Source organism: Gammaproteobacteria bacterium (assembly GCA_021647245.1).
Classification (GTDB): Bacteria; Pseudomonadota; Gammaproteobacteria; order RBG-16-57-12; family RBG-16-57-12; genus JAFLJP01.
Window position 1 is genome coordinate 16,899 of the sequence record JAKIVC010000029.1, and the last position, 23,079, is coordinate 39,977.

The 23,079-nt window shown below is 48.6% G+C and carries 19 protein-coding genes; 15 read left to right on the top strand and 4 right to left on the bottom strand.

The window, feature by feature from the left end; all coding sequences use genetic code 11:
- The first annotated feature begins 56 nt into the window (after positions 1-56).
- From ilvC to L3J94_09525, 15 genes are all read left to right on the top strand, one after another.
- The gene (gene ilvC, locus L3J94_09455; GenBank protein ID MCF6218960.1) at positions 57-1,073 is read left to right on the top strand and encodes a ketol-acid reductoisomerase; all 1,017 of its coding nucleotides are present in this window, start codon (positions 57-59) and stop codon (positions 1,071-1,073) included.
- Between the two features lie 114 nt (positions 1,074-1,187).
- Positions 1,188-1,793: a hypothetical protein gene (locus L3J94_09460; protein MCF6218961.1), complete on the top strand. Its 606-nt coding sequence runs from the start codon at positions 1,188-1,190 to the stop codon at positions 1,791-1,793.
- An 84-nt stretch (positions 1,794-1,877) separates the two neighbouring features.
- Positions 1,878-2,672 (top strand): CDP-diacylglycerol--serine O-phosphatidyltransferase, encoded by a 795-nt coding sequence (gene pssA, locus L3J94_09465; GenBank protein ID MCF6218962.1) that lies wholly within the window; start codon positions 1,878-1,880, stop codon positions 2,670-2,672.
- A gap of 270 nt (positions 2,673-2,942) precedes the next feature.
- Positions 2,943-4,478 (top strand): 2-isopropylmalate synthase, encoded by a 1,536-nt coding sequence (locus L3J94_09470; GenBank protein MCF6218963.1) that lies wholly within the window; start codon positions 2,943-2,945, stop codon positions 4,476-4,478.
- Positions 4,479-4,481: 3 nt separating this feature from the next.
- Positions 4,482-5,186, top strand: a complete 705-nt coding sequence (locus tag L3J94_09475) for a uracil-DNA glycosylase (GenBank protein MCF6218964.1) — start codon at positions 4,482-4,484, stop codon at positions 5,184-5,186.
- Between the two features lie 10 nt (positions 5,187-5,196).
- Positions 5,197-5,655: a ribosomal protein S18-alanine N-acetyltransferase gene (gene rimI, locus L3J94_09480; protein ID MCF6218965.1), complete on the top strand. Its 459-nt coding sequence runs from the start codon at positions 5,197-5,199 to the stop codon at positions 5,653-5,655.
- Complete coding sequence (gene miaA, locus L3J94_09485; GenBank protein ID MCF6218966.1) at positions 5,655-6,605, top strand: tRNA (adenosine(37)-N6)-dimethylallyltransferase MiaA; 951 nt, start codon at positions 5,655-5,657, stop codon at positions 6,603-6,605. The genes rimI and miaA overlap by 1 nt, the downstream gene beginning before the upstream one ends.
- A gap of 96 nt (positions 6,606-6,701) precedes the next feature.
- Positions 6,702-6,953, top strand: a complete 252-nt coding sequence (gene hfq / locus L3J94_09490; protein ID MCF6218967.1) for an RNA chaperone Hfq — start codon at positions 6,702-6,704, stop codon at positions 6,951-6,953.
- A gap of 234 nt (positions 6,954-7,187) precedes the next feature.
- A complete protein-coding gene (hflX, locus tag L3J94_09495; protein ID MCF6218968.1) occupies positions 7,188-8,480 on the top strand; it encodes a GTPase HflX in 1,293 nt (430 codons plus the stop codon).
- A 325-nt stretch (positions 8,481-8,805) separates the two neighbouring features.
- Positions 8,806-10,020, top strand: a complete 1,215-nt coding sequence (gene hflK / locus L3J94_09500; GenBank protein ID MCF6218969.1) for an FtsH protease activity modulator HflK — start codon at positions 8,806-8,808, stop codon at positions 10,018-10,020.
- Positions 10,020-10,889, top strand: a complete 870-nt coding sequence (gene hflC, locus L3J94_09505) for a protease modulator HflC (protein MCF6218970.1) — start codon at positions 10,020-10,022, stop codon at positions 10,887-10,889. The genes hflK and hflC overlap by 1 nt, the downstream gene beginning before the upstream one ends.
- A gap of 64 nt (positions 10,890-10,953) precedes the next feature.
- Positions 10,954-11,139: a DUF2065 domain-containing protein gene (locus L3J94_09510; protein MCF6218971.1), complete on the top strand. Its 186-nt coding sequence runs from the start codon at positions 10,954-10,956 to the stop codon at positions 11,137-11,139.
- Between the two features lie 60 nt (positions 11,140-11,199).
- Positions 11,200-12,396, top strand: a complete 1,197-nt coding sequence (locus L3J94_09515) for an ATP phosphoribosyltransferase regulatory subunit (GenBank protein ID MCF6218972.1) — start codon at positions 11,200-11,202, stop codon at positions 12,394-12,396.
- Between the two features lies 1 nt (position 12,397).
- Positions 12,398-13,693, top strand: a complete 1,296-nt coding sequence (locus L3J94_09520) for an adenylosuccinate synthase (GenBank protein MCF6218973.1) — start codon at positions 12,398-12,400, stop codon at positions 13,691-13,693.
- A gap of 334 nt (positions 13,694-14,027) precedes the next feature.
- The gene (locus tag L3J94_09525) at positions 14,028-17,624 is read left to right on the top strand and encodes an ATP-binding protein (protein MCF6218974.1); all 3,597 of its coding nucleotides are present in this window, start codon (positions 14,028-14,030) and stop codon (positions 17,622-17,624) included.
- Here the strand turns inward: L3J94_09525 and L3J94_09530 are convergent, their stop codons facing one another.
- From L3J94_09530 to map, 4 genes are read right to left on the bottom strand one after another with little or no spacing between them, the layout of a single operon-like run.
- Positions 17,625-18,008 (bottom strand): hypothetical protein, encoded by a 384-nt coding sequence (locus L3J94_09530; protein MCF6218975.1) that lies wholly within the window; start codon positions 18,006-18,008, stop codon positions 17,625-17,627.
- Between the two features lie 4 nt (positions 18,009-18,012).
- The gene (locus tag L3J94_09535; protein MCF6218976.1) at positions 18,013-19,308 is read right to left on the bottom strand and encodes a DUF115 domain-containing protein; all 1,296 of its coding nucleotides are present in this window, start codon (positions 19,306-19,308) and stop codon (positions 18,013-18,015) included.
- Positions 19,309-19,330: 22 nt separating this feature from the next.
- Positions 19,331-22,021, bottom strand: a complete 2,691-nt coding sequence (glnD, locus tag L3J94_09540; GenBank protein ID MCF6218977.1) for a [protein-PII] uridylyltransferase — start codon at positions 22,019-22,021, stop codon at positions 19,331-19,333.
- Positions 21,990-22,748 carry a type I methionyl aminopeptidase gene (gene map, locus L3J94_09545; GenBank protein ID MCF6218978.1) on the bottom strand — a complete coding sequence of 253 codons (759 nt, stop codon included), beginning with the start codon at positions 22,746-22,748 and terminating at the stop codon, positions 21,990-21,992. Before map ends, glnD begins: the two co-directional genes overlap by 32 nt.
- Between the last annotated feature and the right edge of the window lie 331 nt (positions 22,749-23,079).

The window sequence follows — 23,079 nt, forward strand, 5'->3', positions numbered from 1 at the left end:
TAACACACATTGGGCCACTGCTCGATGGGTAAATTACGACTAGGAAAGGTAAAATAATGTCTCTAAATGTCTATTACGATAAAGATTGTGATCTCTCTATCATTAAAGGTATGAAGGTAGCCATCATCGGTTATGGCTCGCAAGGTCACGCGCACGCAAATAATTTGAAAGATTCAGGCGTCGATGTTGTTGTTGGTCTACGCGTTGGCTCCACTTCAGTGGCCAAAGCAGAAGCCTCTGGTCTGAAAGTTGCGCCGGTTGCAGAGGCGATTAAAGCCTCTGACTTGGTTATGATCCTGACACCTGATGAGTTTCAAGGTCAGCTCTACAAGGAAGAGGTAGAGCCCAATCTGAAGCAGGGTGCGGTATTGGCATTTGCCCATGGTTTTTCAATTATTTACAACCAGGTGACACCACGTAAAGATCTGGATGTGATTATGATTGCACCTAAGGCACCCGGCCATACCGTGCGCTCTGAATTCGTTAAAGGTGGTGGTATCCCAGACCTTATTGCCATTGAGCAAGATGCGTCAGGTAATGCTAAAGCGATTGCACTCTCTTATGCCTCTGGTGTGGGGGGTGGTCGTACCGGTATTATCGAAACAACTTTCCGCGATGAGTGCGAAACCGATCTATTTGGTGAGCAAGCGGTACTCTGTGGCGGCGCAGTTGAGCTGGTTAAGGCTGGTTTTGAAACGTTGACCGAAGCCGGTTATGCGCCCGAAATGGCCTACTTTGAATGCCTGCATGAGCTGAAACTGATTGTTGATCTGATGTATGAAGGCGGCATTGCCAACATGAACTACTCTATCTCCAATAATGCCGAGTATGGTGAATACGTTACTGGCCCTAAGATTATCAATGAAGAGTCACGCATGGCGATGCGCCAGGCACTGAAAGATATTCAGGAAGGTAAATACGCCAAGAAGTTTATTCTGGAAGGTCAGTCAGGCTATCCGGAAATGACGGCGATGCGGCGTTTGAATGCAGAGCACCCCATTGAGCAGACGGGCGCTAAACTGCGTGAAATGATGCCTTGGATCCAGAAAATTGTTGATAAAAGCAAAAACTGATTTTTCTGGAATAATCTGAAACAGCGAAGGGGAGGTTGTGCTTAGGCATATCCCCCCTTTTTTGGTATTATGAGACCTTTGCGCGACTCATATTGTTCGTGCAAAGGTTTCACTATGGCTTTATATGTAACACCCATCTCTGAGTCGACGCGACTGCCGGTTGCTGCGTTATTGCTGTTATCACTCTTCTGTCTGTTGTTTTGGTCGGTAGTGGTGGCGGTAGCGTTGCTATTGCTGGTGCTGTTGGTGATATTTATCTACCGGGAACCCATACGAAAGATACCCTCTTCTCCGCTAGGGGTTCTCTCCCCTGTTGATGGGGAAGTGTTGTCGATTGAGACGGTGACAGAGAGTCAATTGGAGCGTCAGGCTATTGCGCTAACCATCAAAATGCAACGCTTTGGGCCCTATGTTGTGCGTAGCCCGGTAGAGGGAAAGGTTATGCGGCAATCGTATAATGCATCGGCCAGAACCTACTCGCAATGGATTCAGACGGATGAGCAGGATGATGTGTTACTCAATATGATTGCAACACCTCTGAGTGGTACGCTTCATTATCGGGTCTCTGCAGGCGAACGCACTGGTCAGGGTGCCCACTGTACGGTATTACGTTTCGGCCGCGAGGTTCGGCTATATCTGCCTGTCACTTCGCAGCTCAAAGTGAAAAAAGGTGACAGCGTGCTGGCCGGTGAGGATATACTAGCTCTCTTAGTGCATTGAGTGTCTGTCCTCCTGTTAAATTTGACCTGATGGGTTCGGTTCGCATTGCATGGTCAGGTAAAAATTTTTAAGGAAAAGAGAAGTATGGGGCTATCAACTGAAGGCGATACTAAACGTCGTCGCGGTATTTACCTGTTACCAAATCTATTTACCACCGCTTGCCTGTTTTCGGGTTTTTTTGCAATCATATCGGCGATTAATGGCCAGTTTGAAAGCGCCGCTATGGCTATTTTTGTGGCCATGGTGCTGGATGGGCTGGATGGGCGTGTTGCACGAATGACCAATACCCAGAGTGATTTTGGTGCCCAATATGACAGCCTGGCCGATATGGTCTCATTTGGCTTAGCTCCAGCGTTAGTGGTCTACCTGTGGGCATTTGCCGATATGGGTAAATTGGGTTGGTTAGTTGCTTTTATTTTTGTTGCCTGCGCAGCACTCCGTTTAGCGCGCTTTAATACCCAGGCGGGTGTGGCGGATAAACGCTATTTTCAGGGGCTGGCAAGCCCAGCCGCTGCAGCGGTTATTGCGGGCCTGGTTTGGGTTGCCGTCGATTTTGAGTTATCGGCCTCTGCGCTGGTGATCCCCGCCTTTGTATTGACCCTCGCCTCAGGATTGTTGATGGTGAGTAATATCCGTTTTCGTAGCTTTAAGGATATTGACCTCAAGGGTAAAGTGCCCTTTTTTACCATTTTGGTGGTGGTGTTGATATTTGTCTCTATTGCTGTTGATCCGCCACTGGTACTGTTTGCTATATTTTTGCTCTATGCCATGTCGGGTGTGGTTTCGACTATTTTGGGTCGCAATAAGTTACAGGCCAAGTCCAATGAATCAAAGAGCGGTGCGGCCAGCAAAACAGATGCTAAGGAGAAAGATGATTAGCGCCTTGGCAAGCTCAGGTTAAAGCGTTATAGTTTTTTAAAAGCATTCTGTATTAAAATTAATGAAAAAATTTATACAAATCATGATTCGCTCGGATGTGTCATCGGCACAGACCTCATCACGCCCCCACTCTTTGTGCGCTTCTCCGCTTCGACTGCTGCCGCTGTGCGGTAAATAATCTTACAATAGCCACTTTACGTGGCGCGAATCCTTAATATAAATGACAGCATTTAATGTTGTACTGTAAAAATTCGATGGTGGAGTCACCCCATGACTGACAAATTAATTATTTTTGATACAACACTGCGTGATGGCGAGCAGAGCCCTGGCGCGTCGATGACTAAAGATGAAAAAGTCCGTATTGCCAAGTCTCTGGAACGGATGCGTGTTGACATAATAGAGGCGGGTTTTCCCCGCGCCAGCAAAGGTGATTTTGATGCAGTACAGGCGGTCGCACGTGAGATAAAAGAGAGCACAGTGTGTGCACTTGCGCGGGCACTGGATGCTGATATTGACACAGCAGGTGAGGCTTTGAAAGAGGCAAGCTCTTCGCGTATTCACACCTTTATTGCAACCTCACCCATTCATATGGAAAAAAAGCTACGTATGACACCGGATCAGGTGGTTGAGCAGGCGGTAAAGGCGGTAAAGCGTGCACGTAACTGGACCAGTGATGTTGAGTTTTCCCCTGAAGATGCCGGGCGCTCCGAGTTGGACTTTCTCTGTCGGGTGATTGAGCAGGTGATTGACGCAGGTGCCACCACAATCAATATTCCGGATACTGTGGGCTACAATGTTCCGCAGCAGTTTGGTGAGTTGATCAGAAATTTGATGGCGCGTATTCCAAATGCTGATAAAGCGGTGTTTTCCGTGCACTGTCATAACGATCTTGGTTTGGCGGTGGCAAACTCGCTGTCGGCAGTAATGGAGGGTGCACGTCAGGTGGAGTGCACCATCAATGGGTTGGGGGAGCGTGCTGGGAATGCTGCTCTCGAAGAGGTGGTCATGGGGGTGCGTACACGCCAGGATATCTTTACCTGTGATACCGGTATTGATGCCACCCGCATTGTCTCAACCTCTCGCTTGGTCTCAAGTATTACCGGTTTTGCGGTGCAGCCGAATAAAGCCATCGTCGGTGCCAATGCCTTTGCTCATGAGTCGGGCATTCATCAGGATGGTGTATTAAAAAATCGTGAAACCTATGAAATTATGCGTGCCGAAGATGTTGGCTGGTCAGCGAATCGTATGGTGATGGGTAAACACTCCGGGCGAAATGCTTTTCGGACTCGTATGCAAGAGCTGAGTATTTCGTTTGAATCAGAAGAGCAGTTGAATGTGACATTTGCCCGCTTTAAAGATTTGGCAGACAAAAAGCATGAGATCTATGATGAAGATTTACAATCACTGGTGTCAGAGTCTAAATCAGAGGCGGTTAATGAGCCGTTTAAACTGATCTCCATGAAGGTCTGCTCTGAAACGGGAGAGGTGCCGGTTGCCGCACTGACTATCACGGTAAAGGGTATTGAGCAACAGGGGCAGGCTGAGGGGAGTGGCCCGGTTGATGCGGCTTTTAAAGCGATTGAATCGGTGGTCAATAGCCAGACCGAACTTCAGCTCTACTCGGTCAATAGTATTACCAGCGGTACGGATGCGCAGGGTGAGGTGACGGTTCGACTCGAGAAAGGTGGGCGTATCGTTAACGGGCAAGGTGCGGATGTGGATATTGTGACGGCCTCTGTTAAAGCTTATTTGAATGCATTGAATAAGATTGCTGCGCCGGAAGAGCGCGCACACCCTCAGGTGTAACTGATGTCTCAGCAGCAATACCTGGATGCGATGGGTATTACGCTCTGGCAACGGCGTGATATGGCGTTGCCAGAGCACATTAAAAGTGGTCAGGCACTTGATGCGGCACCCGTTGCTGTAGCGAAGCTAGCACCAACCTCTGTGGATGCTACACAACTAAATTGGGCTCAGATGGATGCGGCGGTGCTGCATTGCCAGCACTGTTTGCACGCTGAAGGTAAGCAGAAGCGGTTGGGTTGTGGTCACTCAAGTGCTGAGGTGATGTTTATTGTCGCCGCTGACGATCAAGCGAGCTTGTCAGCTGATGGTTACTTTTCCGGCGGCGCACAACACCTGTTCAATAATATGTTGCGCGCCATTGGCCTGTCATCACAGCAGGTATATCTCACGGCCATTGTAAAGTGCTCTCCCCAGGGTAATTCGCCACTGGATGAAGAGGCGGCAGCGCACTGCGTGGGCTATTTGGCACGTCAAATTGCGCTATTGAGACCAAAGGTTATCGCTGTTTTGGGGGCTTCTGCCGCTCAGTTACTTAAAAATACGCAACAAATGACCGACCCAGTGGGTGATGAGCCACTGAGCTATGGCAAAGAAGAGATACCGCTGTTAATGATTCACTCGCCGGAGCAGCTGTTGCAAAATCCACTTAACAAGCGCCAGGTATGGAAAGATCTCGGCACACTTCAGAAACTGCTGAGCTCAGCATGAGTGGCACCCTATGAATATTCGATTGAACAGCGGATCGATACGCTTAATGCGTGAGTCGGAGCTTGCTGAAATTGCCGAAATTGATGCGCAAGTCTCTCCGCATCCTTGGAGTGAGCAGATATTTAAAGACTGTTTAAAAGCAAAATATCACTGCTTTATTTTTGAAAAGGGTGATGCTCTGCTGGGTTATGGTGTGCTCTCGGTGGTAATGAAGGAGGCACACATCCTCAATATCTGTATTTTGCCAAAAAAACAGGGCCGGGGTTTGGGCCGAGAGTTGATTGACTACATGATTGATCTATCAACAGAAAAGCAGGTTGAAATGATGTTCTTAGAGGTGCGGGTTTCGAATGAGGCCGCACGTTACCTTTATGAGCGCGTGGGTTTCAATGAAGTCGGCATTCGCAGTGATTACTACCCCACTGCGAAAGGCCGGGAAGATGCGATGGTATTGGCGATGTGTCTGTAATGGAAAAAGAGCAGCAGCCACTACCCCACGCGATTTTTCTGATGGGGCCAACGGCTTCTGGGAAAACAGATGTGGCGATGCGATTGCGTTCATCACTTCCCTGCGAAATTATCAGTGTTGATTCCGCCATGATCTATCGTGGTATGGATATTGGTACTGCCAAACCTACCGCTGATGAGTTGCGGGAGATGCCCCACCGTTTAATCAACTTGCTTGATCCAATAGCACGTTACTCAGCCGCTGACTTTCGTCAAGATGCACTGCGTGAGATGGCCGAAATTACCGCTGCGGGGCGAATACCGTTGCTGGTGGGCGGAACGATGCTCTACTATCGCGCATTACAGTACGGCTTGTCGGAATTACCAGCCGCTAACCCTGAGGTGCGCCAACGCCTTGAGGCGCAGGCAGGGGCGTTTGGTTGGCAATGGATGCATGACCGCCTGGCTGATATTGACCCTATTGCAGCAGCGCGCATTCACCCCAATGACCCACAACGCCTGCAGCGGGCACTCGAGGTGTATGAGATCAGTGGGCAAAGTATGACCGCGTTAATTGCAAAACAGCAGCAGCAACATGAGCTGCCTTACCAAGTCACAAAGCTGGGGCTGATGCCCGGTGACCGGCAGTGGCATCGTGAGCATATGGCACTTCGTTTGGAGCAAATGCTAGCACAGGGTTTTGTGGAAGAGGTGGAGGCATTGCGTGAAAATGGTGCACTGAATCCCTCCCTGCCATCCATGCGCTGTGTTGGCTATCGCCAAATTTGGGAGTACCTGGAGGGTTTGTACGACTATGACACCATGCGAGATAAAGCCATTACCGCTACCCGCCAGCTGGCCAAGCGGCAGAGGACATGGCTTCGCTCGGAAAAAAACCTGCACATTTATGATCCGCTTGATGCCGGTATGTATGAACAGCTCTTGAATTTTTTGAAGAAGATCACTATATAGTGATAGGGCGGGTGGAGCCTCTGCTTGTTTGATGCCCGTTTTCATAGAGAGTAAAAAGTCACGTCCACGATAACTATAAGTATAAGGAGAAAGCACATGAGTAAAGGGCAATCATTACAAGACCCTTTTTTGAATGCGTTGCGTAAAGAGCGTATCCCGGTATCTGTTTATCTGGTCAATGGAATTAAATTGCAGGGACAGATCGACTCGTTTGATCAATTTGTTGTGCTGCTAAAAAATAGTGTAAATCAGATGATTTACAAACATGCGATATCAACAGTAGTCCCTTCGCGAGCTGTGAAAATGCCGATGGCAAACCCTTCTCAGGAAGATAGCACTACGCAGTAATGTGGATGTTGAGTTTTTTGATATGCTCTCGCTCGACTTATAAATACTACTGAAAACGAGCCTAAAAAATAAGCGCTGCATGTTGCAAATCTTATTTTTAGAGACCTTTGCGGCCATTTGTGCAGCGCCCTCTTTTAGGCTGTTTTTATCCGTTGGTAAAAACTCGTTGACGAGGTGGCGATAATCATGAATGAATTATTAGCGCTGCCCTTATAGATGATCTGGAGGTAATGCTTGTTTGAACGCCCCAAAGCGGGTGAGCGTGCTGTGCTGGTTCATGTTGATGTCGCCGCAAGTATGGGTGAAGAAGATTTGAATGAGTTTCACGAGCTTGTTGTCTCCGCAGGTGCGGAGCCGGTTGCAATTGTCACCGGTGCTCGACGCACACCCGATGCAAAATATTATATTGGCAGTGGCAAGGCTGAAGAGATCGCACAAGTGGTTCTCGCGGAGGGCGCTGATGTCGTTTTATTTAATCATGCACTGGCACCCAGTCAGGAGCGTAACCTTGAAGCGATATTAAAGTGCCGCGTGTTGGATCGGACAGGGCTTATTTTGGATATTTTTGCCCAGCGCGCTGACTCACATGAAGGGCGTTTACAAGTTGAGCTTGCCCAGCTAAAGCATCTCTCTACCCGACTGATTCGCGGCTGGACCCACTTGGAGCGCCAGAAAGGAGGGATCGGCTTACGAGGTCCCGGCGAAACTCAGCTAGAGACAGACCGTCGCTTGTTGAATGAGCGCATTAAACAGTTACGCAAGCGACTCGAAAAAGTGCAGCGCCGTCGCGAGCAGAGTCGTAAAGCACGCAAAAAAGCGGAGTTGCCAACGATCTCGCTGGTTGGCTATACCAACGCGGGTAAATCGACACTCTTCAATAGTCTGACCGACTCTGGGGTTTATGCTGCTGATCAGCTGTTTGCAACACTGGACCCAACCTTTCGTCGCCTTGAACTGCCACAGGCAGGCGCGGCTATTATAGCGGATACGGTGGGCTTTATTCGCCACCTTCCTCATGATTTAGTGGCCGCCTTTCAATCGACACTGGAGGAGAGCCGCAATGCGGCGTTACTGCTGCATGTAATCGATAGCCATAGTGTGGAGCGTCACGCTATGATTGAGCAGGTTAACCTGGTGTTGAAAGAGATTGGGGCCTCAGAGGTTCCTCAGATTGAAATTTTCAATAAAATTGATCTGCTGGAGGGGGAGAAGCCGAGGATTGATCGGGATGAACATGGTAATGTGCGCCGAATATGGGTCTCTGCTCAGGCCGATTTAGGGATGGAATTGATCTTGGAGGCGGTCGCTGAGCAGTTTCGTGATCAGCGGATTCATCACTGGCTAAACCTTCCTGCAGACGCTGGGCGGTTAAGGGCGCGGCTGTTTGAGCTGGAAGCAGTACGCAGTGAGAGGTTTGGTGAGCAAGGCGAATGGCATCTTGAAATTGAGCTGGAAGTGCGGGAGTTTGAGCTGTTAAAACGTCAAAAGTTGCTGGATGATGAGATGGTGTTAGCGGATCATCCGTAACCCTAACCCCCCAGATAGAAACGCGCATGCTGCACAAACTTTTGATTTCACAGTGAAGCAAAAAATAGCCGCAGAGCCTGCGGGTGTGGCTAATATTTTTAGTCTCACGGTGAAGTTAATGTGATGTGCAGAGATGCACTCATACAGTGGTGACAGGGTGTCATTAAGCTGTCATATACGCCATCTCGCGTCTCTATCTAGGGATTAGGGCGTAATGACTTGCTATCATAGGGCAAGACTTTTAGACTCCTGCCTCAGAATCAGTATATTGAGGCCTTCAAAGGCCTCATATTGTATAACTTACTTAGTAATAGTGGAGAGACTTATGGCCTGGAATGAACCGGGTGGTGGCAATAAGCAAGACCCATGGGGTAACAATAACCGTGGTGGAAATAACAACCAAGGGCCGCCTGATCTTGATGAGGTATTGCGTAAGTTTCAAGAGAAGCTGAGCAGTATGTTTGGTGGTAAAAGCAGTAGTGGCAACAGCAGTAGCGGTGGCAACAACAACGCAGCAGCAGGTAATGGGCTGGTTATTTTGCTGCTGGTCGCTGTGATTGGTTGGAGTGCTTATGACTCTGTACATGTCATTCAGCCCGCGGAACGCGGTGTTGTCATGGTGTTCGGTAAATACAGTGAAACCCTCAAGCCAGGCCTTCAGTTTGTGCCACCACGCCCGATTGGTCGTGTCATTCGTGTTGATGTGGAGCAGACGCGTATTGCCGAAATCGGTTATCGCTCAGAAGGTCGTGGTGATAACGCACGTAACCGTGAATCACTGATGCTGACTCAGGATGAGAATATTATTGATATTCAGTTAGCGGTTCAATATCAAGTGAAAAGTGCAAGCGATTACGTCTTTAATACCGTCAACCCAGATCTCACTCTACATGAAATAACCGAGAGTGTTCTGCGTGAGTCCGTGGGTAATAGCAAGATGGACTTTGTGTTGACGGAAGGTCGTCGTGAGGTTGCCGAGCAGGTTCACGAGCAGATGCAACAGGTATTGGACTTTTATGGCACCGGTTTAATTGTCACCAGTATTAATCTTCAGGATGCACAGCCACCAGAACAGGTGCAGCATGCGTTTGCCGATGCGGTAAAGGCGCGAGAAGATGAGCAGCGCTATAAGAATGAGGCCGAGGCTTACGCTAACGACATCATTCCTAAAGCACGTGGTGCAGCAGCGCGCCAATTAGAAGAGGCGAGTGGATATAAGGCTCGTATTATTGCAGAGGCCGAGGGTGCCGCCAGTCGTTTTACTCAAGTGCTTAAAGAGTATGAGCGTGCGCCTGAGGTGACCCGTGAGCGTCTCTATATTGACGCGGTACAGGCTGTCTTGAGTAATACCAGCAAGATAATGATCAGTGTTGAGCAAAGCAACAGCCTGATGTACTTGCCGCTTGATCGAATGATGCAGCAAGGGGCTATCAGTAATTTCCCAATACCGCAGAATATCTCTAGCAGCATCAACCAACCGACGCTGAATAGTGTAGAGAGCCGCATTCGTGATGTTGTGCGTGGCCGAGGAGAGCGATAATGCAGAAGAGTTCAATTTTTTTAACCGGCGTGGCAGCTATCGTAGTGATAGTGGTCTCCTGTACTTATACCGTTGCTGAATACCAGCGTGCCATCATGTTACAACTGGGTGAAATAAAAGAGACCAGCATTGATCCTGGTTTGCACTTTAAGATTCCATTTATTAATACGATACGCTACTTTGATGCGCGCATTCAGACGCTGGATGCGCCACCTGAGCGCTATCTTACCAGTGAAAAGAAAAACGTTGAGGTGGATGCTTTTATCAAATGGCGGATTGCTGACGTTGCACGCTTTTATACGGCAACCGGTGGTGGTGATGTGCGCCGTGCCAATTTGTTATTGTCGCAGATCATCAAAGATGGCCTGCGTGACGAGTTTGGTAAGCGCACCATGCAGGAGGTTATCTCCGGTGAACGTAGTCAGGTGATGAATGTTATCAGCGCTAAAGCCTCTAAACAGGCGGATGAAATTGGTATCGATGTGGTACAGGTTCGTATCAAACGTATTGACTTGTCGGCTGATATCTCTGATTCTGTTTATCGACGTATGGAAGCTGAGAGGCAGCGGGTGGCCAATGAACTGCGATCGCAAGGTGCTGAGGCAGGTGAGCGTATTCGGGCTGAAGCAGAGCGTAAGCGTACTATTCTGCTGGCTGAGGCATTTCGTGACTCTGAGCAGTTGCGTGGTGAAGGCGATGCAAAAGCCTCTGAGATTTATGCCAAGGCATACAGTAAAAATCCTGAGTTTTATGCGCTCTATCGCAGCTTGGATGCCTACACCAAAACCTTTGCAGATAAAGGTGACATTATGATTATTGATCCCCAGAGTGAATTCTTCCGCTATATGATGAATCCAGCGGGTAAATAACAGATTGTCACAAAGCCGGGGCACCCAAAAGGTGTCCCGGTTTTGTTGTTTTAAGGAGCTGTAAATGTGGAATGAACTACTGGTTGCCATTGCGTTGGTGCTTGTTATTGAGGGCATTCTGCCATTTGTAAATCCAAAAGGAATGCGCCGTGCCTGGGCTACTCTGGCAGAGATGGATGACAAATCGCTGCGCAGTACCGGCCTTATCAGCATGGGGATTGGCGTATTATTGCTCTATCTGGTGAGATAACCCTGTAAGTGGAAGGCTGTTCGGGCTATCATATGCGCCTCAAGAAATGTTAGATGAATCATGACTCAACAACCTATGACTAATCGTTGGCTACTGCCTGAGGGCGTTGAAGGCCTACTGCCGAAACAAGCTGAATATCTGGAGCAGTTGCGCCGTCAACTACTGGATCTTTTTCATACCTACGGTTATGAGCTGGTGATGCCACCACTGATTGAGTATCTCGACTCGCTCTTGGTTGGCACAGGCCATGACCTAGACCTGCAAACTTTCAAGCTAATTGACCAACACACTGGCCGATTAATGGGGCTGAGGGCAGACATGACACCGCAGGTGGCGCGTATTGATGCTCACCAACTTCGTCGTGAAACACCTACTCGCCTCTGCTATATGGGCAGTGTGTTGCATACCCGTGCCGAGCAGGGTGGTTCACGCTCACCTCTACAAATTGGTGCTGAGCTCTATGGCCATGGTGGGGTCGAGAGTGACGTTGAAGTGTTGTCACTGATGCTCAACATGATCTCAGAAGTGGGTCTGCAGGGTGTTTCTGTTGATTTTGGCCATGTCGGTGTTTTCCGTGGCTTGTCACAACAGGCTTGTTTAAGTGCTGATCAGGAGCAGTTGCTGTTTGATGCACTACAACGAAAATCGAAGCCGGAAATTAGTGAATATGTTGCCCAGAGTGATATGGATACTGGCCTCTCCGAGATGATTTTGGCGCTGATAGATTTGAATGGCGGTGTAGATGTCATTGAGCGGGCCCGCGTGGTTCTGGCAAAAGCGGGCGAGCCGGTACACCGGGCATTGGATAATGTCGCAGCGATTGCTGAGCAAGTGAAGCAGCGTAATCCCGATATTAAGCTGCACTTCGATCTTGCGGAGTTGCGGGGCTTTAATTACCACACGGGTGTTGTGTTTGCCGCTTACCTGCCCGACTGCTCCCAAGCCGTGGCTCAGGGTGGCCGCTACGATGATATTGGCAAGGCGTTTGGCCGTGCGCGGCCCGCAACGGGTTTTAGTGCTGACCTCAAGCAAATGGTGGCACAGCTTAATAGTCACCTCCACAATATTAGTGCGATTTTTTCCCCTTATGCAGGTGATGAGTCGCTGCGCGAGACAATAGCGACATTGCGAGCAGAGGGTGAGCGTGTCATTGAGGCGCTGCCTGGACAGTTGGCAGGTGCAACAGAAATGGCATGTGATCGGGTGTTGGCCAAACAACAGGGTCGCTGGATGGTTATAGAGGTCGAGAAGAGCTGATATGGGTAAAAATGTTGTCGTAATTGGTTCCCAGTGGGGGGACGAGGGTAAGGGTAAAATTGTTGATCTACTTACCGATCAGGCAAATGTTGTCACACGCTTTCAAGGTGGCCACAATGCTGGTCACACTTTAGTTATTGGCGGCAAAAAGACCGTATTGCATCTGATTCCATCCGGTATTTTGCGCGATAACGTGCAGTGCATGATTGGTAACGGCGTAGTCGTAGCTTTGGATGCCTTACTAAAAGAGCTTGCTATGCTGAAGGGTCAGGGCATTCCGGCATCCGAGCGACTTAAAATCAGTGATGCATGCCCGTTAATCCTCCCTTACCATATCGCCTTGGATCAAGCGCGTGAGATTGCCCGTGGCGCTAAAAAAATTGGTACTACAGGGCGTGGCATTGGCCCAGCCTACGAAGATAAAGTGGCGCGTCGTGGCTTACGGATGGGTGACCTGTTTCAGCCAGAATTTTTTGCCGAAAAGTTAAAAGAAACCATGGAGTACCATAACTTCATGCTTAAAAACTACTTCAAAACTGATGAGGTTGATTATCAAGCTACGCTGGATGAAGTGATGTCCATGGCAGAAGAGGTCAAGCCGATGGTGGCGGATGTGACCGAGCTGTTATATCAGCTCTCCAAAAAAGGTGAAAGCGTGCTGTTTGAAGGCGCACAGGGTGCCTTGCTGGATATCGATCACGGCACATACCCTTATGTTACTTCATCTAACACAACCTCCGGCGGGGCTTGTACTGGTGCGGGTGTGGGGCCGGTGAATATTGATTATGTTCTGGGAATTACCAAAGCATATACCACACGCGTAGGAGAAGGCCCCTTCCCAACAGAGCTGGATGATGAAATTGGTAATCACTTAGGTGTCAAAGGGCATGAGTTTGGTGCCACTACAGGGCGTAAGCGCCGTTGTGGTTGGTTCGATGGGGTTGCCCTGCGCCGTGCTATTCAAATTAATGGTATGACAGGTCTCTGCATTACTAAGCTGGATGTGCTTGATGGATTGGAGAATATTCGCCTCTGTATCGGTTATGAGTTTAATGGCGAAGTGCGTAATACGCCTCCTTCCGGTGCCGATGCCACGGCTGCTTGCAAACCTGTTTATGAGACAATGCCCGGCTGGAGCGAAAAAACCTTTGGTGTAACCCGTTATGATGCGTTGCCAGAAAATGCACGTGCTTATCTGAAGCGGCTGGAAGAGGTGTGTGAAACACCTATTGATATTATCTCTACCGGACCCGATCGCAAGGAGACGATTGTTTTACGACACCCTTTTAACACGTAAACAGTAGCTCAGTTATGCCGATAAAAAATGATCTGCAGTATAATAGAGACCTCTGCACAAGTGGATGCACTGATAAAAAAGGCTAAATTTTAGCTGTTTTTCATTGGCAAACTTGTGAATAGCACACTATTTCCTTCATTTACCGCCTCAGCCAGCTAAATTTATCTCTTTGTTATCCAGCCCCTGCTGGTGCAGATGCCTCATATAGTGAGTGCTACAGCTCTTTTTTTGGCGTACCATTTGGTGGTTGATGGGTGAAAAATACTCATATTTCGCGCTGGATTTACACTGATGGCTTGAATAGAGGCCGTACAAAAAGGAATTAACGACTTTAATGAGTATTAGACACCGTTTACTGCTGATTATTTTTCTGGTTGCACTACTTCCCACGCTGGTGGTGGGGTATGTCAATTTTACACACACCCGCGATCTTCTAGAGCAGCAGGCGCTCAGTAGCCTAGAGCGGCAGGCGCTATTAAAAGAGGGTGAGATGTTTATTCACCTCAAAGAGCTCTATACGCGTACTATTGATTTTAGCTCGGATGGGTTTATTCGCGATGAAGTTGAGAAACATGATAATGATGGCCTTTCTGTTGCGCTCAGCGAACACCTCAAACTAAACAAGCAATCCCTTGATTCTCGTATTGTCCTTATCAATGCTTACCGGCTTGATGGTCCCCTAGTTGCATCAACATCTAGCAACCAACCACCGATTATTCCTCACCTCAAAAAGTTTGCTACCGTAACGGAGTGGCCCTATCTTTCGATCACTCTTGTAGAGAGTGGGGAGAAATTATTTGATTTTTTCCAGCCGATCCCTTCCCGCCTTTCCAGTGGTGAGCGTGCGGGCTATTTACAAATACGTTTTAATGTTGAACTTTTTGATGAGTTGATGTTTCCCCAATCTCTTCATGACCGGCATGCTTATGATGCCTATGATCTCTCACACATGCGGGGTAACAGTGTCACTTATCTGGTCAGCCAGCAGGGGTATTTGATTAATGAGGTTGAGGGTATTGAGGGGAGTAACTCTGTCATTAGCACAGTGCCAACGACTCGCTGTATTGAGCAAGGTGAGTCGATGTCGGGTCGTTGGCAAAACTATGCAGGCAAGGATGTGCTGGGTTCATCTCACTGTGTTGATATTGGTGAAGATCGCTGGACTCTGGTGACAGAAATTGATCAGGATAAGGCGTATGGTGCGATTGCATCATCAGGTTATTTTCTGTTTATTTCGCTCATATTCAGTATCGTATTGATCATTATTGCAGCTGTCTATCTAAGTAATATTATCTTTCGCCCCATAAAATCACTGCATCAAAGTGCTGTGAGGATCTCTGAAGGAGAGTGGGGGCATCGAACAGCACTCAAGGGTGTTGGTGAGTTGTCAGAGCTCTCTCACACCTTTGATCACATGCTTGATACACTGCGTAATGCGCAAAACAACCTTCAAGAGGCCAACCAGCAGCTGCTCAGGAATAATAGCGAGCTTGTTTTTAAGCAGCGCGCATTGGATGAGCACACTTTGGTGCTTGAGCTTGACAGAGCAGGGGTGATTGTCTCGGTTAATGAGGCACTCTGCGATTGTAGCCAGTATGCCGAGCAGGAGCTGGTGGGTCAGCCAATCTCTATTTTAAGGCCACATAACTACAGTAAAGATCTTTTCACCGAATTACAGCGGCAGGTTCAGGAGGGGCATGTTTGGCATGGTGATCTGCCGGGTCGTCGCAAGGATGACTCCCTCTATTGGGTGGCGACCACGGTGGTGCCTTTTCTGGATGGTGATGGCATACCAGAGCGTTTTCTGATCATTCAGACGGACATCACACACCAGAAAGTGAATGAAGAAAAGTTGAGTCGCTCTAATCGGGCGCTAACCGCATTGGCAGAGATGCAGGGCATTAGCGGAAGTTATCACGATGAAACTCTTTGGGCGCAGGCGATCGCGGATGGCTTGGATCACTGTTACGACGCGACTTGGGTTGATATCTATCATCACTCAGAGGATGAGATGGTTACGGTGGCAACTACCCTCACCGCAGCGGAAGATGTGACAGTTAATGACCCTTTTCCGCTCTTTATTGAACAGGGAGCCTTATGTGGCGTGGCGGCTATTCACCAACATCTGGAGCGTTTTCCAAAGGCATCCGCCTGGGCTCATTATGCTGAGGCAGGCTATTACGCCGTTATCACCTTGCCGATAAAAAACCACCAAAATCTACTCGGACACTTGCAACTGCTCTCAACTGACCCTGAGGCCTTCTGCGATGATGAGGTTGATATTTTGCATAAACTGGTGGGTGAGCTGGCCACCGGCCTCTCTTTGATGCGTACTCAGAGTGATAAGGAGAGGGTGGAATATCAACTCTCCGCAAGCACACAAAATCTTGAACAAGCCCAGGAAATCGCTCAATTAGGGAGTTGCGAGTGGTTTATTGAGGGGGATTACCAAGTCTGGTCTGCCCAGCTCTACCGTATGCTAGGTTATCAGCCAGGCGAGGTGGAGCCATCACGCGAGCGCCTCTATCAAACCATTCATGAGGATGACCGCCAAATGGTCAGTAGCGCGATTGATCAACTGAAAAAAATTGGTGGGGTCTGTAATCTAGAGTACCGCTTTGTTTTAGAGAGTGGAGAGGTAAGGCACATCTCCACTAAGGCAAAGCTTGATGTCGAGTCGGGTGCTCACAAAATCATTGCGACCATGCAAGATATTACAGATCGTATCTGCATGGAAAGTGAGCGAAAGGCCCTTGAAATGCAGTTGAAGCAGTCGCAGCGTTTGCAGGCGATTGGCCAGCTAACGGGGGGGATTGCCCACGACTTTAATAATATGCTGGCGGCAATATTGGGCTATACCGACTTGGCTAAAACCATGATATTGCCAGATCAGGCGAACATTTTAGGCTATTTGGGTGAAATCGAAAAGGCGGGGTTCCGGGCTAGAGACTTGGTTCAGCAGATGCTCATATATAGCCGCCGTGAAAAGAGTCACGATACGGAAGTTTTAGATCTTAGTAATCTGCTGCGTGACAGCTTAAAAATGATGAAGTCGACGATTCCTCCCTCAATCGCTATCAACTGTGAGTTTGATGGTGATGAAAAGCTGTTGATTAAAGGGTTGTCGGTTGAGTTGCACCAGATCGTGACTAATCTTGTGATCAATGCACGGGATGCGATTGGAGAAAAAGGGGTTATTGATATCACCTTGCGGCACACGGGTGTGGATGGGCGGTTGTGTTCATCCTGTCAGCGTTACTTTAGTGGCGAATATGTGGTGCTGCAAGTTAACGATAGTGGGCAGGGTATTCCCGAGCAGCAACTCTTCTCAATATTTGAGCCATTTTTCACCACTAAAGAGGTGGGTAAAGGGACTGGAATGGGACTCTCAATGGTGCATGGCTTGGTACACAACCATGACGGACACCTTTGTGTTGAGTCACGTTTGGGGGAGGGGACACGCTTTGAACTCTATTTCCCGGTGCCGACAACCCTTCAGCCTGTCGGTGCCGAAATACCTGAAGAGGAGCCACCGCTGGCTAATGAAATACCCACTGCGACACGGGTAATGGTGGTGGATGATGAGATGTCAGTGGCGATTATGATCCAGCGTCAGCTGGAGTCCATTGGACTGCAATCCAAGGTGTTTTTTGACAGCCACCAGGCGCTGGCCTATTTTGAGTCACACCATGAGGAGATTGATCTGCTTATTTCTGACCAGGCGATGCCTGGTTTGATGGGGCATGAGATGATCGCAAAGATGAGGGCACTCAACCCTCATCTACCGGTTGTGGTCTGCACAGGGTTCAGCGCCAGAGAGGTGTTGGCACTATTTAAACAGGTTGATGGTATTGAAGTGGTTTGCAAACCTGTGGATTTGGATGCTTTTACCACGGCACTGCAGCGGGTGCTCGGTAGAGTTGTGGGGTGATTAAAAGCTCACGACACGGTTGCCACTCTCATCCGTTGAGAGTGTCGCCTGTTCGGGTGGGCATTCGCTGCGGCCACCATAGTCAGGGAATTGGTAGTGAGTTTTATTGCCTTCGATGATTGACTTAAAGCCTGAATGTTGTAATTCATGAAGCAGAATGTCAGTAAGGTAGAGTGAGTCTTCGCGCTGCTGAGTATTCATTATTTTTTGTAGCAGCGAGATCTCTTCGATACCAAAGGCATCCATTTCTTTGCCCATTTCATATTGCAGTACATACAATATCCTGCGGTAAAGTGCCATCCCTTCTCGATTCTGTGCAAATATCAGCTTTGCACAGCATTTGAAAATAAGCTGATCCAGTGTGTAGGTGACGCTCTTTTCCATTGTTTTAATCCAGATAGTCGCAACCTGCGATATAAGCACCATCACGGGAGGCGTTGTAGAATTTAATGGTGTTGTGCTCTTCAATATAGGTGACAAGATATCTTAGATATTGAATGAGCTGTAAATTGGTGGCTTGCTTCTGTCCATGGCCATTGGTTACACGGTATTTTGAGTTCATAAGTTCACCACTGAAATGCTCTTGCAGTGACCCTTTTACATGGTATTTATTATTAGGGAAAGAGAAATCAGCGCCGCAAATGACCACCTCTTTTGCCCCCATCTTTACGGCTAGATCGATTGCAGGGTGAATCACACTGCCACCAGAGAAGAGTACTCCCTTGGGAATGGATCGCATCAGTTGTTGGTGGTAAGGGTTGTAAATAGTATAGGCAACATAGCGGGGGCCTTGCCACTGTTCAATCGTCTCTTTGGCGATGTCAGGAAAATAGATGAGTGGGGTGTGGTTTCTGAAATTATCATCCATGGGGAAATCGAGCCACTTTGCAATGTGGGGGTGCATATCAATTGAGACCACAAAATCTGCTTTGACTCCGTGTTCGTAGAGTGATTTCACAGCGGTATCGGCTGCGATGAGGATGTTGTTACCACGCTCCCTAAGGAGTGAAAAGCTCTGCTCCAGGGTGGGGCCTGTACCGGCGACGTAGATGGTTCGGTCGCCGGCAGTATCAAAATATGCGCTGACATCTTTATCGGTGGTGATGTGAGGGAGGTTGTGTTGGATCTGCTGCTCGCGTTTGCCATCGTTGCTCAATAGCGTGTTGGAAAATGAGCTGGACAGGTCAATAAGCAGGCAGTCAGCAAGCCAGCGGGTTTGTTCATCTGCCAAGGTGAGGCAGGCGGGTTCAATACAGCAGATCTCACTGCTATCGATGCCCGCTAGGTTTTTTCCGAATACCAGTGTTATTTTTTGGTCTCTTAACCATTGGCTATGATTAATGAACTCCAGTGTGGCTGAAAAAACCGCAACATTCAGAATGACGACTTTTATATTTTGAATGTTTTTTCGCCGCAACAATGACTTGATCAGTTCACCGTGGGCGGTGCCGTAGACGGTGACGCTACGGCATGTCGGGGTGAGGTGGCAGGTTTGAATCTCAGTGACCTGCTGGCGATTGTAGATGCTGGCCAGGTGGATCTCATTGACACAGAGTGTCGGATAACTTCCCGAGCTATCGAGGGTAATGTTTTCACCGGCAACATTGGCACAAAGCTCATCCGCCAGTTGTGGCCAGCGCTTTGCAATGATATTTAACTGCTGTTTTTTATTCGCTACCAGCATGTGCAGGATCCTGTTGGTGGTGTCATGATTGGGTGAGGAGCTGGATAATGGTATGGCGTAGTGAGTGGCACTCGTGCTGATCCCAAAGGGGTTGGTGTTGCTCGTTGGTAATAAAAAAGAGATCTTCGGCACGTTCGCCAAAAGTGGCAATTTTGGCGTTGTGAAGCTCAATTTTATGCTGCCATAGTGCGGCACCAATACGAGCCAATACGCCAGGGCGGTCAGCGGTTACCACCTTCATGATCGTGCGTTTGTTCTGCTTATCATGCTGAAATGTGACTTTTGTCGGGATAGGAAAGTGTTTCAGTTGTGTTGCAGCCCGTTTATTGATGATGGCGGGCTTCTCTCCTTTGGTTTCAAGGTAGTGTTTAATGGTTGCCACTACCTCGTCGAGTGACTCCCGTTCTGAAATGGCCTCACCCCGTTGATCGAGGATAATAAAGGTGTCCAGTGTGTAGCCATCGTTAGAGGTGACAATGCGCGCATCCACAATGTTTAAATTTAACTGCTCCAGGGCAGCGGTGATACTGGCAAACAGGTGAGCTTTGTCGGTTGTATAAAGGAAAATTTCGGTACCACCACGGCGCGTCATCTGCCGGAGTACGATCAGCGGTAATGACGCTGATCCGGCATTGATAATATGCCGGGTCTGCCAGGCAATCTCATCGGCACTGTGAACCTGGAAATAGGCTTGATCAAGCCTCTGCCACTGTTGGTTAGCCATTTCAGGGCTGATGCGGTGCAGTGCCAGTGTCTCTAGTGCCATCTGCTTGCTGTAAGCGAGTCGTTCAAGCTGTTCCAGAGGTTTATCAAGGCCGCGATTGAGTGCCCGGCTGGTTGCGTAGAATAGCTCTTTGAGTAGCGAGTCTTTCCATGTATTCCATACTGCTGGGCTGGTGCTGCGAATGTCGGCAACGGTGAGCAGGTAGAGCGCATCAAGGTGTTGTAGCGAGCCAACCTCAAGGGCAAATTGATTGATCACAGCGATGTCACTGAGATCTTTCCCCTGTGCTGTGCTGGACATTAACAGATGGTTTTTTACCAGCCATGAGACTCTTTCAGCATCCTTTTCATCAAGGCGGTGCTGTATGCAAAATGCCCAGGCATCTACCGCACCCAGTTGTGCGTGGTTGCCACCTCGTCCCTTGGCAATGTCATGAAACAGCGCGGCAATGTAGAGCAGCTCTGGCTTGGCAAGCTGGTGGAATCGTTGGCTGCAGAGGGAGTGTTCATGGGAGAATTCGGGTACTGAAAAACGCCGTACATTCCGCAATACACCTAGCGTGTGCTCGTCTACGGTATAGACATGAAACAGATCGTGCTGCATCTGGCCGATTATTTTATCAAAAACGGGTAGGTAGGCCCCTAAAACACCGTAACGATGCATGCGGCGAAGTTCGTGAGTGACACCTTCAGGCTGACTCAATATATCGATAAATAGCTGGTTACAGAGCGGGTTGTGCCTATATTCGTCGTCAATGCGGTGCAGGTTTTGATGTATCAACCGAATCGTGCCAGCACGTATTCCCTTAAGATGGTGGTGTTGCTCCAGTAGCAGGAATATCTCCAGCAGTGCCGGGGGGTGTTTTTGGAACAGGTCAGGCTGGATCGCTTCAATAAACCCTTTACGTACCTGGAAATGCGGGTTGAGTGGCTTTGCTCTATCCGGCTCATTGGCATAGAGAATCTCCTCTTTGAATAGCTGTAACAGCATTTCATTGAGGCAACTCAGTTCGCGAACGGTACGGTAGTAATCTTTCATGAACAGCTCAACCGCCAAATGGTGTTTGCTCTCACGATAACCAAAGAGATCAGCCAGTTTTCGTTGGTCGTCAATCAGCAGGCGATCTTCACGGCGGCGGTTACTGTGGTGTAGTGCGGTGCGTATGCGCCAGAGAAATGCCTGCCCCTGGATAAGCTGTTGATACTCCTGCTCAATTAAAAAGCCTCGCTCCACAAGCCCGCTCAGGGTATCTACATTAAAATGGCGCTTGGATACCCAGCCGATAATTTGAATATCCCGCAGGCCGCCGGGTCCCTCTTTTAGGTTTGGCTCAAGGTTGTAGGCGGTATCATTGTATTTGTTGTGGCGCAGTGCCTGCTCTTGTAATTTTGCGGCAAAAAACTCATCTCCAGGCCAGATGTGGCTTGGGCCAACACGCTCACGCATCTGTTCAAAGAGTGCTTCGTTTCCCGTAATACGGCGTGCTTCCATTAAATTTGTGGCAATAGTGATCTCTTCACTGCCATGGTGGATGCATTCGTTTACGGTGCGAACGCTGCTCCCCACTTCCATGCCAATATCCCATAACATGGTGAGAAGGCGTTCAATATACTGGCAAATCACTTCGTTATTTTGCTCGTGCAACAGAACCATAATGTCGATATCAGAGCATGGATGAAGCTCACTGCGTCCATAACCACCTACCGCTACCAGTGTGGCTTGTTGTTGAGTTTCCGGTGGCAGGTGAAGTTGCCAGCACTGAGTGAGTAGCTGATCAACCAGCCATGCCCGCTGTTGCACCAGCGTGGTAACCGGTGTCCCTTGTTCAAAACGAGCGGCTAATTCGGCTTCAGCTGTTTTGAGGGTCTCTTTGAATGCTTTGAATAGCGGGGTGCTACTGCTGAGTTTTTTCCTGAACGTAGTCAGCTCAAAAAGTGCGCTGTTATCAGTCTGCATGTTAATCCGCTTGGGTAAGAATGTCGTAGCCATCGTCGGTGACCAGTAGCGTGTGTTCCCACTGTGCCGAGAGGCTGCGATCTTTTGTCACCACGGTCCACTCGTCAGGCAGCAGCCTTATGGCGGCTTTGCCGGTGTTAACCATGGGTTCTATAGTGAAAATCATGCCCGCCTCAAGAACAACACCGGTATTTGGCTTTCCATAATGTAGAACCTGTGGCTCCTCGTGGAAGTTGCGCCCGATACCGTGTCCACAATACTCTCTAACAATAGAAAAACCATTTTTTTCAGCGTGTCGCTGAATCGCACAGCCGATGTCTCCTAGGTGGTTACCCGCTTTAACCCGCTCAATGCCTTGCCACAGACACTCCTCACTGATGCGCACAATGCGCTCTGCAAGAATGGAAGGCTTGCCAATAGTGAACATGCGACTGGTATCGCCGTGAAAACCATCCTTTATAACGGTGATGTCTACATTGATGATGTCGCCGTTTTTGAGTTTCTTGTCACTGGGAATGCCGTGACACACCACATGGTTAATGGAGGTGCAAATGGATTTTGGGAAGCCGTGATAATTGAGTGGGGCAGGGGTGGCATCCTGCACATCAACGATGTAGTTGTGGCAAAGTGTATTGAGCTGATTTGTGGTAATACCCGCCTCTACATGGGGCGTGATCATATCCAGTGCCTGCGCCGCCAGCCGACCCGCGATGCGCATTTTTTCAATCTCTTGTGTGCTTTTGATGTGTATGGACACAATACAACCCTTTAAATTTCATACGTAACGGAGCCATTATATCGTAACAGCGTAATCGTGTTGATGAAAAAGATTTCCAACAATGGGGTGGCCGGAAGGGTAGGTGGGGTGTACTGAAGTGGCTAAATTTCAAGAGATGATTACGGTATGGAGTTGTCGGGTGATATGTTGGAGTCGTATGAGGGGAGTGATCGAAAGCCACTCATTTGCTAGACTTTATGTATTAACTCGCCACCAGCTTAATTATCCATAATATGGATTGTTGACGAGTAAATACATAAAGTCCGATGGTATTAGACAATCATTATTCCATAAAAAAAGACTTCTGGAATAA

Coding starts and splice junctions, on each gene's coding strand:
- hfq (MCF6218967.1), top strand. CDS start 6,702: ATGAGTAAAGGGCAATCATTACAAGACCCTTTTTTGAATGCGTTGCGT.
- glnD (MCF6218977.1), bottom strand. CDS start 22,021: ATGGCTACGACATTCTTACCCAAGCGGATTAACATGCAGACTGATAAC.
- L3J94_09535 (MCF6218976.1), bottom strand. CDS start 19,308: ATGCTGGTAGCGAATAAAAAACAGCAGTTAAATATCATTGCAAAGCGC.
- L3J94_09470 (MCF6218963.1), top strand. CDS start 2,943: ATGACTGACAAATTAATTATTTTTGATACAACACTGCGTGATGGCGAG.
- hflK (MCF6218969.1), top strand. CDS start 8,806: ATGGCCTGGAATGAACCGGGTGGTGGCAATAAGCAAGACCCATGGGGT.
- L3J94_09525 (MCF6218974.1), top strand. CDS start 14,028: ATGAGTATTAGACACCGTTTACTGCTGATTATTTTTCTGGTTGCACTA.
- L3J94_09475 (MCF6218964.1), top strand. CDS start 4,482: ATGTCTCAGCAGCAATACCTGGATGCGATGGGTATTACGCTCTGGCAA.
- miaA (MCF6218966.1), top strand. CDS start 5,655: ATGGAAAAAGAGCAGCAGCCACTACCCCACGCGATTTTTCTGATGGGG.
- L3J94_09515 (MCF6218972.1), top strand. CDS start 11,200: ATGACTCAACAACCTATGACTAATCGTTGGCTACTGCCTGAGGGCGTT.
- pssA (MCF6218962.1), top strand. CDS start 1,878: ATGGGGCTATCAACTGAAGGCGATACTAAACGTCGTCGCGGTATTTAC.
- rimI (MCF6218965.1), top strand. CDS start 5,197: ATGAATATTCGATTGAACAGCGGATCGATACGCTTAATGCGTGAGTCG.
- hflC (MCF6218970.1), top strand. CDS start 10,020: ATGCAGAAGAGTTCAATTTTTTTAACCGGCGTGGCAGCTATCGTAGTG.
- ilvC (MCF6218960.1), top strand. CDS start 57: ATGTCTCTAAATGTCTATTACGATAAAGATTGTGATCTCTCTATCATT.
- L3J94_09530 (MCF6218975.1), bottom strand. CDS start 18,008: ATGGAAAAGAGCGTCACCTACACACTGGATCAGCTTATTTTCAAATGC.
- L3J94_09510 (MCF6218971.1), top strand. CDS start 10,954: ATGTGGAATGAACTACTGGTTGCCATTGCGTTGGTGCTTGTTATTGAG.
- L3J94_09520 (MCF6218973.1), top strand. CDS start 12,398: ATGGGTAAAAATGTTGTCGTAATTGGTTCCCAGTGGGGGGACGAGGGT.
- L3J94_09460 (MCF6218961.1), top strand. CDS start 1,188: ATGGCTTTATATGTAACACCCATCTCTGAGTCGACGCGACTGCCGGTT.